The organism is Paenibacillus sp. SORGH_AS_0306, assembly GCF_030819345.1.
Lineage (GTDB): Bacteria > Bacillota > Bacilli > Paenibacillales > Paenibacillaceae > Saccharibacillus > Saccharibacillus kyungheensis.
In genome coordinates, this window is record NZ_JAUTBP010000001.1 from 3,179,835 (window position 1) to 3,193,860 (window position 14,026).

At 39.8% G+C, this 14,026-nt stretch carries 11 protein-coding genes and 1 riboswitch; of the genes, 1 reads left to right on the forward strand and 10 read right to left on the reverse strand.

Features of this window, described 5'->3' with window-relative positions:
* Positions 1-68: 68 nt before the first annotated feature.
* The 10 genes from map to gcvH form a co-directional block, all read right to left on the reverse strand.
* Positions 69-815 (reverse strand): type I methionyl aminopeptidase, encoded by a 747-nt coding sequence (gene map / locus QE450_RS13770; RefSeq protein WP_273613303.1) that lies wholly within the window; start codon positions 813-815, stop codon positions 69-71.
* A gap of 246 nt (positions 816-1,061) precedes the next feature.
* Entirely contained in the window at positions 1,062-1,580 is a 519-nt protein-coding gene (locus tag QE450_RS13775; RefSeq protein ID WP_273613304.1) for a GNAT family N-acetyltransferase, read from the reverse strand.
* Between the two features lie 68 nt (positions 1,581-1,648).
* A complete protein-coding gene (locus QE450_RS13780; protein ID WP_274172088.1) occupies positions 1,649-2,221 on the reverse strand; it encodes a DUF2569 family protein in 573 nt (190 codons plus the stop codon).
* Positions 2,222-2,370: 149 nt separating this feature from the next.
* Positions 2,371-3,225 carry an SDR family oxidoreductase gene (locus QE450_RS13785; RefSeq protein WP_307299827.1) on the reverse strand — a complete coding sequence of 285 codons (855 nt, stop codon included), beginning with the start codon at positions 3,223-3,225 and terminating at the stop codon, positions 2,371-2,373.
* A gap of 266 nt (positions 3,226-3,491) precedes the next feature.
* A complete protein-coding gene (locus QE450_RS13790; protein WP_307299830.1) occupies positions 3,492-4,991 on the reverse strand; it encodes an extracellular solute-binding protein in 1,500 nt (499 codons plus the stop codon).
* Positions 4,992-5,027: 36 nt separating this feature from the next.
* A complete protein-coding gene (locus QE450_RS13795; protein ID WP_307299832.1) occupies positions 5,028-6,530 on the reverse strand; it encodes an extracellular solute-binding protein in 1,503 nt (500 codons plus the stop codon).
* A gap of 557 nt (positions 6,531-7,087) precedes the next feature.
* The gene (locus QE450_RS13800) at positions 7,088-7,960 is read right to left on the reverse strand and encodes a carbohydrate ABC transporter permease (protein WP_273613309.1); all 873 of its coding nucleotides are present in this window, start codon (positions 7,958-7,960) and stop codon (positions 7,088-7,090) included.
* Between the two features lie 102 nt (positions 7,961-8,062).
* Positions 8,063-8,968, reverse strand: a complete 906-nt coding sequence (locus tag QE450_RS13805) for an ABC transporter permease (RefSeq protein WP_307302709.1) — start codon at positions 8,966-8,968, stop codon at positions 8,063-8,065.
* Between the two features lie 259 nt (positions 8,969-9,227).
* A complete protein-coding gene (locus QE450_RS13810; protein WP_307299837.1) occupies positions 9,228-11,660 on the reverse strand; it encodes a helix-turn-helix domain-containing protein in 2,433 nt (810 codons plus the stop codon).
* Between the two features lie 273 nt (positions 11,661-11,933).
* On the reverse strand, positions 11,934-12,326 hold the full coding sequence (gene gcvH / locus QE450_RS13815) for a glycine cleavage system protein GcvH (RefSeq protein WP_307299840.1): 393 nt from the start codon (positions 12,324-12,326) through the stop codon (positions 11,934-11,936).
* 178 nt (positions 12,327-12,504) lie between these two features.
* Positions 12,505-12,602: riboswitch (glycine riboswitch) on the forward strand.
* Between the two features lie 290 nt (positions 12,603-12,892).
* Here gcvH and gcvT point away from each other — a divergent pair.
* Complete coding sequence (gene gcvT / locus QE450_RS13820; RefSeq protein WP_307302711.1) at positions 12,893-14,011, forward strand: glycine cleavage system aminomethyltransferase GcvT; 1,119 nt, start codon at positions 12,893-12,895, stop codon at positions 14,009-14,011.
* Positions 14,012-14,026: the final 15 nt, after the last annotated feature.

Below are 14,026 nucleotides of genomic sequence, written 5' to 3' on the forward strand. Positions count from 1 at the left end.
TCTCAACAATGCACTTGTTAAAACTGCTACTACATCGATATGTTCAACCACTTTATCGCAGCAAACTATTATTGAGCTGTCAAAATAATCGGGCCATCTGCTGTAATCGCTATAGTATGTTCATACTGAGCAGACCATCCTCCATCGGCTGTGCGTGCTGTCCAGCCATCAGCATCAATCGTCATCCGATACGTGCTTTCATTAATCATCGGTTCAATCGTAAATACCATACCTTCTTTTAGACGTGTACCTTTGCCCGGTTTGCCTGTATGGGTAAAGTTAGGTTCTTCATGAAGATCACGTCCGATGCCATGACCCAATAGATCACGTACCACATGGAATCCATTGCTTTCGGCATGATGTTGTAGCGGAGCCATCGCATCTCCTAGACGATTGCCTACGATAGCATGTTCTATTCCGATATAAAGACATTCTTTGGTAATACGCATTAGCTTTTCAGCTTCTGGCGAAATGTTACCGACTGCATAACACCATGCAGAATCGCCTAACCAACCATTATATTCAGCAACGATATCGATTTTGGCAATATCGCCTTCTTGTAAAGGCGTACGATTTGGAAAACCATGAGCGATTACATCATTAACCGATGCACAAGTCTCATATTCAAATCCATTATATCCATTGGTGAATTGTTTACCACCTAATTTAGTAATATGCTTTTTGACAAATTCATTAATTTCCATCGTTGTAATTCCCGGTTGAATCAGCTTGGCAATTTCACGATGACAATCTGCTACGATCTGACTAGCCGTTTTCATTTCTTCTATTTCTTGAGGTGATTTCAGTATGATCATTGATCGGCTTCCTTTCCAAAAGCTATTTCCTTTGGGCATCTGCCCCAAATAAATATTATCTCCATATAACTGATATGGTTCCTCATACATATTACCGTCAACTGTATATTTGAGCAACCTACCGGGCGGATCATATCATCCTAGCAGTCAGTTGTTGTTTGCTGAAATAAACCAAAACACCTGATAATCATTAGACGCATTATCAGGTGTTAGGTTGCATCTATACAGTTAATGTTTTAACCTCTGTTACTTGGCTTCTATACGTTTGCCTACAATCGCCAAATGACGTTCTACATCGTCCAAAATAGCAACACGTGGCAAGTGTCCCCAATCTTCAAATCCAAATTTACGCAACAAATTCAGACTCGGATCATTATGAGCAAAAACAAAACCAAGCAGCGTATGTATATGCATTGCTGGAGCTTGCTCAATCGCATAAGAGACTAATTTGCTACCGATGCCTTTTCCTTGATAATCGTTGTGTACATATACACTTAACTCTACCGTACCGTTATAAGCAGGTCGTCCATAAAAAGTCTGTAGACTTGCCCAACCTGCAATCTGTCCATCTTGCCACAGCACCCACAATGGACGACGATCAGGAACATGCTCATCGAACCATGCTTGTCGGCTTTCTACTGTTACAGGTTCTGTATCCGCAGTAGCCAACCTTGCAGGAATAGAAGAATTGTAGATATCGACAATAGCAGGTAAATCTTCTTGTCTAGCTATTTCTATCGTGTAAGGTAAATGTTGATCACTCATTTAATCTGCCTCCTTGTATAAAAACAAATGTAAAGATCAGCGTAATTGACGAAAGATTATGTGATGGATTAACGAACAAATGTGTTTTTGACACGTACAGAACGCATAAAGTAGAAAATCCAAGCAACCAGCGTAGCAATACCAAAAATGCTACTAATTGTTGGTGATATACCTACCTTTGGAATCAACAACAATGTCACAACGCTTACAGCGATTTGGAATAAGCAGTATGCAATCATAACACGTGGCAAGAATTTTTTACGTTTGTAAAAGAACACTAGATTAGTAATCATCCACAGAAACGAAATAATAGATAAGACAATTCCCATAATCATCACCAACATAAAGTTGTTGCCATAAACAGAAAATACACTATTAGTCATACCAGGTACTACCGCATCAAACTGCCCTGGATTCTTATACATCCAGATTAAAAATATGTAACTAGGAATAGTAAACATAAAAGCAATAAGTACATAATACATATACACTTGAAAACAAGCTAACCAGCCGCCTAATCCTTGCAAAGGTGGTTGCATATACGGCGGGTATGGTGGCATTCCTCCATATTGCTGTTGAGGTGGAGCTTGATACGGATTCTGCTGAACGTCATTAGGATTCGGCGGATATTCGTTACTCATTCGGTATCATCATCCTTTCTTTTTTTGTTCTGATTATAACAAATATCAGATGATTCTATTGTACCAGTAGATGATAGATCATGTAAGACAGATCGCATAACAGATTACAACGATTAGACCTGATACTGTCTTTGACCGAAATTACTTTCTTATTGCTCTTGCAAGCCCACCTGCTCTTTACTCCATTCCCAGAAACGAAGCGCTTCTGCATCATCCAGTGCTTTGGGCTTGAGCTTATGGATCTTTTGGCGATAATAATACAGTCCTGAATGTTGAGCTACAGAAGAATCATCTACAAGGAAAATAGCCGTTTCTGCGCCTTGCTCGGGTGTCTGGAAAAAAGGAAGATACGCTACTCCAGCCAAAATGCGCTTACCAAATCCAGTATCCCGATCTACTCCAATATTAGTCGCTACTGCTCCAGGATGCAGACAATTGATCGTTACCTGAGTATCTTTTAACTTTTCCGCCATAACACGTGTAAAAAAGATATTCGCGATTTTGGATTGAGCGTATGACTTGATGACTGTATATCCGTTGTGTAAATGAGGATCGTCCCAATGAATTTTACCAATCTTATACGCCCCTGAACTGACAACAACGATTCGTCCTTGAGGGGAAGCTTTGAGTGCATCTAACAGCAAATGAGTCAGCAAAAAATGACCGAGATGATTAACCCCGATACTCATTTCAAATCCATCTTCTGTTTCTTGACGCTTCAAATTAACAACCCCTGCATTGTTAAGTAAAACATCCAACCGATCATATTTCTGATTAAATTGTTCTGCAAATTCACGAATATGTTGCAGTGACCCTAGATCACATTTCATCAGTGTAATCTGGTCAGAACCGCTTTTTTCACGTGCTTCTTGTAATGCTTTTTGTCCACGTTCTTCATTGCGACAGCCCATAATAACTTCATAGCCACGCTTGGCTAATTCTATAGTAGAAGCAAGTCCCATGCCGGAATTGGCACCTGTAATCAATACACGTTTTGTATTCATGATGTTCCTCCTGTAAGTGATTCTTTTCTTGTTAATAAACCAGTCCATCTATTTCTACACATCTGCTGATTAGTAATAGATTCAAATCATGCAGATGACATACCAAAAAACTGTAACTACACCTCATTGACTACGCTGTCTGAGCAGAATAGTACAAGACGTAATTACAGTTTTTTGGTATCTAGCATTTTTTGTTACCTAATCGTATAGGCTCGTTTTGATAAATATTTCGTTATTGCTGATTATTTATTTATGCAACAAATGATTTACTGCTTTAATTTGGCATAAGCTTCTTCGTATTCTTTGATCAATTGATCACCACCGGCAGTACGCCAGCTTGTAATCGCTTGTTGCCAGCCAGCATCATCTAACTCACCCATAATGTATTTGGTCTGTGCATCACTAATCATCTGATCTAGCTCTTGTCCGCGCTCTGTATAGATATCCGATACTAGATTGTATGCAGGATTAGAGATAGCATATTTGCGATCATCTTTTGATAATTTTACTCCTTTGGTTCCAAGTTCGGTATCGACCAATTCAGGTACATGATAACCTTCAATATTTAGCAAATTATCACGATAAGGCTTCACATCTCGTTGATATCCATCAAAATCGATAAATTCTGTTTTGCCGTCTGCTGTTTTTTTGTAATGTTTGCCTTCGATCCCGCGCAACTGCAATGTACTTGTAGGCTCGTCCATCAGTTTATCGAGTGTACCTAATAATTCTTTCAGTTGTGCTTCGTCTTGGACGGTCGCTTTGGGGAAAGCTAGAAAACCAAAGTTACCCGGTTCACCTGCAATACGAATCCCTTCTGGCCCGACAAATGGAGAAATATCAACCACTCCATCCGGTACAGCGGCTGTTAATAATTGTTGCGTACTTTTTCCATTGGTTGCTACGCCATTTAGTTTCATACCGATTCTACCGGATGCCATCATTTTATCGGCTTCTGTAGAATCCAGTGAAGGGAAGTCAGCATTGATTAATTTTTCAGCATAAAGACGATGCATCATTTGTAGCACTTCTGTATATTGCGGTGTGATAAATTCAGGTGTGAATTTCCCATTATCATCTACTCCCCAGCGATTAACGCCACCCAGACTGACTGCAATACGAGTCAGAGGAGCTTGAGAACCTTCAGTATATGTTTTGAATAATGGAAAAGCGTACGTATCATTTTTGCCGTTACCGTCAGGATCTTTAGTGGCTATCGCTTTGGCGGCATTATACCAATCCTCTATACTTTTGGGCACTCCTAATTTCAATGTATCAAACCAGTCTTTGCGGTATACGATAGCAGCCCGCCCTATATCGCGGAAATTCGGAACGCCGTACAATTTACCATCGACCGTGATATTGCTGTAATACTCAGGATCTTGAGCCGCTAGATTCGGATAGTCTTTAAGATAAGGGCCAATCTCCCAAAATTGATCTGAACGAATCGCACCTACTGTTGTTGGAATATAATTCAGACGCATAATATGAGGCAAATTGCCTGAAGCGATCATCACATTGACTTTATCGTTAAACGCAGAGCTGGGAATCCATTGAATATCCAAATCTTTGCCGATATGCTTTTCCAGTCCTGTCTCTACATCATTTCCAGTTTTGGGAATATCGCCGACTTGCATGAGTGAAATACGTACGGTTGAAGAATCCGCTGTTGCCGCTCCTGAATCGCTGTTCCCACAACCTGTTAATCCCAAAGCCAATACAGCAGTAAGTGTCCAACAAGCAGTTTGTTTAACCACAAATTTCATTATTATTTCCTCCCGATCATTATGGTATGAACATGGTTATTTGCTTTGCTTTTGTTGTTGCTGTTCTTTGTAGGAGCTTGCGTATTCTTGCATCACTTTGTCGCCGCCGGATGTTTTCCATAGTTCCACTTGTTGTTGCCAGCCGTTTTCGTCGATTTTGCCCATAATATATTTGGTTTGTGCATCGTTAATCAATTGATCGAGATCGCCACCACGTTCTTCATATGTTGGTGAGTACAACGTCAATGCTGGATTCGGAATAGCATACTGTGTAATTTCTTTTGCCATCGCTACTCCTTTTTCGCCAATTTTGGTATCTTTTTGCGCAGGCACATTATATCCTTCTACTAATGGCAGATTATCACGATAAGGCTTCACTTCACGTTGAAAAGCAGCAAAATCGGTCATTTCTACCCGTCCATCCTCTAACTTTTTATAATGCTTTCCATCGACTCCACGCAATAACAGCGTAGACATTTCAGGGTCCATTAATTTATCCAAAAAAGACAACAGCGCTTTGAGGTCTTCTTCTGTAGGCACAGAGACTTTAGGAAATACCAGAATACCTGCATTACCGGATTGAGCAGGTACACGATAACCGTCCGGCCCTTCTAATTTGGCAAGATCGACTTCGGCATCAGGTACATTTTCTTGCAAACGTTCAAGCTGACTTTTGGCGGTCTGTGCCACAGCGATCTTCATACCAGTTAGACCGGAATCGAATTTCTTATCTGCTTCGGTAGAATCAAATACTGCAAAATCTTGATTGATCAATTGATCATCATATAGACGCTTGAGTAAATCCATTACACCTTTATATTCAGCAGTCATAAATTCTGGTGTAAACGAACCATCATCTTCCACTTTCCACTTATTCGGTGCTCCTAGACTGACAGCTAGACGTGTTGTAAATGAATACTCGCCTTCGTTATATTTTTTGAACAACATCATGCCATACGTATCTTTTTTCCCATTTCCATCAGGATCATTTAATGTTAACGCTTTCACATCGTTGTACCAGTCTTCTGTGCTTTTCGGTACATCTAGCTTGAGCTTTTTAAACCAATCCGAGCGGTAGAGCAATGTCGCACGTGCAATATCGGAAAAGCGAGGTACGCCATAGATTTTGCCATCGACTTTGACATTATCGTAAAATACATCTGCTTGTGCCGCTAAGTTGGGATAATCTTTGAGGTAAGGGCCGATTTCCCAGAACACATCGTTACGCATCGCATTGGTGACAGCAGGTGTGTAATTCACTTTTAAAATATCAGGCATATCTCCTGAAGCGATCATGACATTGATTTTGTCATCATATGCCGAGTTCGGTATCCATTGAACGTCTAATTTTTTGCCGGTGTATTTTTCGATTTGCGTTTGAATCGGGTTGCCTGCGGATGGAATATCGCCGACTTGAGAAATTGCCATCGTGATCGTATCATCGACCGATGCTCCTTGAGATCCTTTGCTTCCACATGCACTCAGTACAGTAGATGTTGCTAATACAAGGCACATTAAAACTACTGTTTGCTTTTTCATAAATAATTATCTCCTTTCGTTGAGGGGGGTTGTGGAGGGCTGCGGGGGAGATGGTTCTTGCAGTCGCTGGTAAGACAGGGATATCTTGATTTGACCGCTGGCGGTCGATATCCCAGTCTTAAAGGCGACTTTCAGAATCCATCTCCCCCTCCGCCTAGCACAATTGGGTGGGTAGTGGCAGAAAAGATGTAAAGATATAAAGATTTTTAAGATCGTTTTAAGGGATTTGAGTTTTGAGTCTTTGAAAATTAGGGATTAGGGACTTGAGTTTTAAAGTTTTAAATATTTAAGGATTTAATGGTTTAATGATTTTGAAAAATGGTTGTTGTGTGAGTTGAGATGGTTGTTTTTAGCATGTAATGTAGGTGTATTGGGTTTGGTAATGATTTTTTGGTGCGACAATTATTGTAGGTCGTTAGTGTAATAGTTAGTGATGGACATGTATGGGTGTGATGTTTGGTTATTGAATTAAATGGTGAGAATAAGGATTTAGTTCATTTTACTTATTTAAGTTATTTAAAATTACGTTATTAAGTAATTATGGTTATGGATGCAATTTAGCCTTTGACTGAGCCTAGAAGTGCGCCTTTGGCGAAGTGTTTTTGTAGGAATGGGTAGACCATTAAGATAGGCAATGTTGAGAATACGATAACTGCCATTCGGATGGTTAGTGGTTGGATATCGGCTTCTTCGATGCTGGTGTCTCCGATTCGGCTTTGAGCTAGAATAACAATTTCGCGTAGCCACACTTGTACAGGCCATTTGTCGCTATCGTTAATATACAGAATAGCGCTGAAGAAGCTATTCCAATGAGCTACCGAGTAGAACAATGCGAATGTTGCCATTGCTGGTAGCGATAACGGTAGCACGATACGGAAAAGGATCGAGACGTCGTTACATCCATCGATTTTGGCGGCATCTTCCAGTCCGTCAGGGATTTGTTGGAAAAAGTTTTTGAGTACGATCAAGTTAAAAGCACTGATCGCACCTGGAATCATTAGCGACCATAACGTATCGGTCAAATGAAGAGAATTGACAACAAAGTACGTCGGAATCATACCGCCACTAAATAACATCGTGAACAATACACCGAGCATAATGTACTTTCTGCCTCGCAAATAAGGACGTGATAACGGATACGCCATCAATGTGGTCAGCAGTAAATTGATAAATGTGCCGAGCACTGTAATATAGATCGATACCCATAAGCTATTCAGTAGTGTAGATGTAGAGAAAATATAGCGATAGGCAGCAAGTGAGAATTCTTTCGGAAAAAGAATAAATCCTCCTTTGGCGACTTCTGCCGGACTGGTAAATGATACAGCAGTGATATAGATAAAAGGCAATACCGTTACAATCCCTAACAATAACAACAAGGTATGATTGGTATAATCAAATAGCCGATTTCCTAATGTACGATCTTGTTTCATAATGTTGTCTCCTTCCGAACGATAGATAACTTTAGAATGCATAACATCGTTTGCAAAAGATTGTTTATACTATTTGATTTTTTTCTACAAAGAATAGATAAATCAATAAATACCTTCTTCTCCACATTTTTTCGCTAACTGATTCGCTCCGACAACTAACAGCAAGCCAATCACTGATTTGAACAATCCAACAGCAGCACTATAGCTATAGCTATACTGCGCTTGCGTCATTCCTTTTACATAGACATACGTATCAAAGACTTCACCCACATCCCGATTTGTGGAAGTCAACATTAAGAAAATTTGTTCGAATCCGGTATCCAAAAAAGTACCCAGACGCAAAATAAGTAAAATGATAATCGTACTGCGGATAGCAGGTAAAGTAATATGCCATAACTGTCTCCAGCGGCTTGCTCCATCCATTCGTGCAGCTTCATACAATTGAGTATCTACACCTGACAAAGCCGCTAGAAAAATAATTGTTCCCCAACCGACTTCTTTCCAGATCGATTGCGAAATAATCATCGTACGGAACCAACCCGGCTCAAGTAAAAACGCTATTTTTTGACCGGTGATCGCAAAGATTAATTCGTTTAAAATTCCGCCTTCTGTGGTAAAGATCATATAAAATACACCGACAACAACAACCCATGACACAAAATGTGGTACATAGATTAATGTTTGCACAAACCGTTTAAATCGTTCTGTCACGACTTCATTTAACATCAACGATACAATAATAGGTAAAGGGAAAAAGAAAATAATATTGTATAGCGCCAGAATCAATGTATTGCGAAATAACATCCAAAATTGCGGTTCACTGAAAAAGCGTTCAAAGTGCTTGAATCCTACCCAGTTACTTTCCCATATTCCGCGGTACGGAACATAATCTTGAAATGCCATCACAATGCCGTACATCGGTACATACTTGAATATGACAAAATAAATAATCCCGGGTAACAACATAATGTATAACCAACGATTTTTGTAAAATTCCCTCCATGACATATTCGCATGGCTTTCTTTTGTACGTATACGTGTAGATGATTTGACTGATTTGGCTTCCATCCTTCACCCTCCTTGAAAGCGTTAACATTTGTATAGGCTTATTGTCGCTTCCAGAAGGATAACAGGCTATCATCCAATTTTAGCTTTATATGTAAAAAAAGAAGCTAATCCTTGCTGTATCAGGGTTTTAGCTTCTTTTTTTCGAGAAAGAATAACCTTTTTTTAACCTCTATATATGCTAGATTCAACTACAATATTCTTATATTAACTTCCGACTGCGATGTTCTTCTCGATATTTACCAGGTGTAGTGCCAACAATTTTACGGAAAATACGAATAAATGCGGTCGTGTTACTATAGCTTAATCTTTCTGCAATATCGGCGATTCGCCAGTCTGTCGTTTCTAACCACTTTTTCGCCTGATTCATTCGATATTCAGCTACATAATCACTGAACTTAATCCCTGTTTCTTTTTTGAATACACGACTCAAATACACGGGATGGAAATTAAGCTGTTCTGCACACATTTCTAATGACAAATCTTGCTCATACCGCTGATGAATCATCTGGATCATCTGATCGGCGATATTCATATATTGTGATTCTGCCTGACTTTGCAAAAACTGCTGTAATGGCTCAAATAATGAGTGTGTAAACCACTGCCTGATTTCTTCTACCGTCTGCAATTCTAGCAATTTATGAAGCGATGCTTTTTTGCCTAATACACTATTTACAGTTCCACCTTTTTGTTGCACAATCTCATAGACACGAGCCGCTAATTGAGTCAGCAACACTGGATAATCGCGAAAATGAATTTCTTTTTCCATCACATGAGTAATATACTCATCAAAATAAAGAGGAGTCTGCTCGTAATCGCCATTTTGGAGCGATTGAATCACCCGATCTTCTAACTGCTTGAGCTGAGTATACACAGCCACTTCCATAGAAGTACTATGATCGATATCTTCAAAATGAATAATTAATTTGTTCCCCAGACTCATTCGTTGCTTGAGCGCTTCTAATCCTTCTCCATACGCATCAGGAGCACCTTGATAATGTTCAAAAGGACGACTAATCCCGATACTTACCGATAACGACAAATAGTCTTGAACCTGCGTACGCACCCGTTCTGCTTGAGCATGATACCATAAGGTCGCATCTTCATTGTCTACAGGTTCTACCAGAATACTGACTTGAGATTGTTCTATCAATACAGGGCTAAATCGATGCTCTGCCGAAATCAATTCAGACACCATATTATTAATAGCAAATAGAAGCAGTTCACGATCCGTCTCTTCGTAACGTGTTCCTTGCACTGTATCAATCTGTAATACCAATACCGCCATAGAATGCACAGGTTCAGGGAATCCATAGATTTGACGACGACGTTCAAATTCATTAGCTGGAATCTGCCCGCTAATGAGCTTGATAACCGATAATTCACGTAACTGCGGGATTTGCTCTCGAATCTGCTCTTCAAGCTCTTTTCCTGTTAAGCGCATCCGCTCTACTTGTTCACCAATATACTCAAATTCATCTCTTCGCTTCACAGACTTTTTGTCATATCCAGTGAATGAATTGCTTTTGCCAAATGGAAACCGTAGCTGCCTGATCGCTGTAGACGGTTGCTCTGCGTTCAGTCCTGCCTGATAATCTGCTGAATCTCCTGCTCCCAACAACTGCATTAATTTGGAGACAGGGGAATACATACGCCGACTGCTAAGAAAAGCTAACAAAGCCGTTAATAACAACATCGCTACACAGACACTAATTGTCAAAATCGCTATTTTTCGTGTCTGGGACGTAATCTGTCCTATTGATACCACAGATACATACACCCATCCATTTAATGTGGACGAAGAATAAGTTACACCTACTTCTTTGCCTTCACTTTTCCAATTAAAAAATCCTTGTCGTTCCCCTTGTTCCACATGTTTAAACACTTCATTCTGCAAACCTGGATATTGCGTATTCTGACCACTATCTAGAAATTCTTGTTGATATTGATCAAATACATAGATTTGTCCAAGACGAGTACTGCTGGTGACCCAATTATCAATCTCATCATTAGCAATATCTAAAACTAACAATCCACGTGGCTCACCGGTTGAAGGCAATAATGGAATTTTGAACACCATACTGACTACTTTGGTTTTCTTTTCGGAAGAGATCGAGGTTAATTCATTTTCAGTCATCATATCTATATTTGACGTATATCCGTTATTAGCGATAGAAGTATCTGTTACCCAGAACATACTATTTCGATTGTGTCGATAAGAGCGAAGCACAGCTTGATCGTCTGCATCAGACACCTGGCTAAATGATGTTCCCGATACCACCCAATTGTGTTCAAAGTTAATTAACCGTATTTGATCGAGTGATGTAATCGTTTGCAAATTATTAAAGCCTGTTGTTAAATTCCGTATTTTTTCAAAGTCTCCTGATTGTAACGGCTGTTTCATCGTTTCAGTCACTAATGGAGAATTAACATATTGTACTGCCGATAACTGTAACGTTTTGAGCACCTGATCTACACGTAATTGAGTCTCATTTAATAACTGTGCATTCCCATCCTGTACTTTTTGTTCCACATCGCCGGCTGCTAATGTATACGAAAATATTCCGATAACCAGTACAGGCAGTGAGCCCAGTATCACCATAATCAAAAATAAACGATATAGATATTTTGACAACAATCTCCCCTCCAGATGTAGTCATCCCTATATAGAAGTGCAGTGCACATTTCGTACAAGATGGTACTATTGAATCTATGTAAAAAAATTCTATTTCTGCTTTATTTAATCATTCTATCGTATTATGCAGATTCCTCCAACCTAAAATTATAAAACATCCATACATACCAAAAAAAGACTGATTGCCTGCTAGGCTTTCAGTCTTAATCTTGTTACAATACAAATAACTAGATGATTTCTACTTATTTTGTATGTATTCACTTTTTTTAGAACTTAGTCTTGTGCATGTTCAGCATATGCTTCTGCACTTAATAGACTGGATAAAGCTTCATCCAGATTACCACTAACTTTCACTTCTACCATCCAGCCACGTCCGTAAGGATCAGAGTTCACCAGTTCAGGTTCTGTTTCTAATTCAGGATTGAAATTAATAATTGTTCCTGTGACCGGGCTAAAAAGATCAGATACGGTTTTAACCGATTCAATCGTACCAATCACAGCTTCAGAAGCAACTTCTGCACCTGATTGTGGCAATTCAACAAACACGATATCTCCTAGCTGATGTTGAGCAAAATCAGTAATCCCGATACGAACAGTATCATCACTAATGCGTTCTACCCATTCATGTTCTGCACTGTACAGCAATTGATCTTTAATCTCACTCATTGTTCATTCCTCCGGTTCATGGTTGTAATGTCTTCATGCACACAAGCGTATAGCAAGGCAGATTATACTGTCAATACTCTTGACATTGCTTTTTGAATCAAGTATTAATATAATATACATACATTCATTGCTGTTTCAATACTTAATGTTCGGAAATACATAACATCATATGTAGCGAATGAAAGTACAGGGAGAGACTGTTCAGAATCATGACAGCGCCGAAGGAGTAAGCCAGTAATGGTGAATCTCTCAGGTAAAAGGGACCTGTACCGGACGCAGCTCTGGAGAGAATTGGCATTATTCGGTCACCGACGATATCCGAATGATTACGCCCAATCACCCAAGGGGAAACTTGTTGCTTCTGACGTATTTTAGAAGTGCAAGGTAACTCTCAGGTATCAAGGACAGGGAGAAAAAGAAATAGTTCAGGTATACGACCTGCTTATTTCCTTTTCTCTCTGTCTTTTTTTGTTGAGCTTTTAAGGTGTTGTGACCTTTTGTCTATTTCGCAACATATTGATAATCTTACTTTTTCGCCACAATACTAATTTGATGAGGTGACGATGATGACAACAGAATTAAAACGTACGCCTATTTTCCCTCTTTATGCTCAATCCGGTTCACCACGTTGTATCGACTTTGGCGGTTGGGAATTGCCTGTTCAATTTACAGGGATTCAAAAAGAACATGAAGCTGTACGTGAACAAGCAGGGTTATTCGATGTTTCTCATATGGGTGAAGTGATCATTTCAGGTGAAGGTTCACTTGCTTATCTACAGCAATTATTAACTAACGATGCCTCTCGTCTGCAAGATGGACAAGCCCAATACACACTGATGTGCTATCCAACAGGCGGTGTAGTCGATGATCTACTTGTATACCGTCTAGGCGAAGAACATTATATGCTTGTGATCAATGCTTCGAATATTGATAAAGATATCGATTGGATGAAGCAGTCTTTACCTGCTCATGTGACGCTTGAAAATATTTCAGAACAAACAGCATTAATTGCTCTGCAAGGTCCTCAAGCGGTTGCTATTTTACAAGCGGCTACGCAAAGCGATCGTTATGCTGAACTAGCAGGATTTTCTTTTATCGACAAAGCTGAAATCTTTGGTGTTCATGCTCTAATTTCTCGTACAGGTTATACCGGTGAAGATGGATATGAATTGTATGTATCTGCTACAGATGCTCCGGTGATCTGGGAACAACTGCTACAAGTTGGAGAACCACTTGGCTTGATCCCTTGCGGACTTGGCGCGCGTGATACACTTCGCTTTGAAGCTCGCCTGCCATTGTATGGTCAAGAACTGTCCGCAGATATTTCTCCGCTGGAAGCTGGACTTGGTTACTTTGTCAAATTAGACAAAGAAAAATTTACAGGTAAAGATGCTCTAGTGTCACAAAAAGAAAAAGGATTAGCTCGTAAATTGGTTGGTGTCGAAATGATTGATCGTGGTATTCCTCGTCCTCACTATCCTGTATATCGGGATGGCCGACAAATCGGCGAAGTGACTACAGGAACTCAATCTCCTACACTCAAGCGTAATCTTGGACTTGCTTTAATTGAAGCTGATAGTGCTGCTCTAGGAACACCGATAGAACTTGAGATTCGCGGTAAAATGCTCAAAGCTGAAGTGATCAAAGCTCCTTTCTACAAACGAGCATCTGCTGTCACTAAATAAAATCACAAGGCGACT

Excerpts from the sequence above, each read along its gene's own strand:
- map (WP_273613303.1), bottom strand. The coding sequence starts at position 815 with ATGATCATACTGAAATCACCTCAAGAAATAGAAGAAATGAAAACGGCT.
- QE450_RS13775 (WP_273613304.1), bottom strand. The coding sequence starts at position 1,580 with ATGAGTGATCAACATTTACCTTACACGATAGAAATAGCTAGACAAGAA.
- QE450_RS13780 (WP_274172088.1), bottom strand. The coding sequence starts at position 2,221 with ATGAGTAACGAATATCCGCCGAATCCTAATGACGTTCAGCAGAATCCG.
- QE450_RS13785 (WP_307299827.1), bottom strand. The coding sequence starts at position 3,225 with ATGAATACAAAACGTGTATTGATTACAGGTGCCAATTCCGGCATGGGA.
- QE450_RS13790 (WP_307299830.1), bottom strand. The coding sequence starts at position 4,991 with ATGAAATTTGTGGTTAAACAAACTGCTTGTTGGACACTTACTGCTGTA.
- QE450_RS13795 (WP_307299832.1), bottom strand. The coding sequence starts at position 6,530 with ATGAAAAAGCAAACAGTAGTTTTAATGTGCCTTGTATTAGCAACATCT.
- QE450_RS13800 (WP_273613309.1), bottom strand. The coding sequence starts at position 7,960 with ATGAAACAAGATCGTACATTAGGAAATCGGCTATTTGATTATACCAAT.
- QE450_RS13805 (WP_307302709.1), bottom strand. The coding sequence starts at position 8,968 with ATGTCATGGAGGGAATTTTACAAAAATCGTTGGTTATACATTATGTTG.
- gcvH (WP_307299840.1), bottom strand. The coding sequence starts at position 12,326 with ATGAGTGAGATTAAAGATCAATTGCTGTACAGTGCAGAACATGAATGG.
- gcvT (WP_307302711.1), top strand. The coding sequence starts at position 12,893 with ATGACAACAGAATTAAAACGTACGCCTATTTTCCCTCTTTATGCTCAA.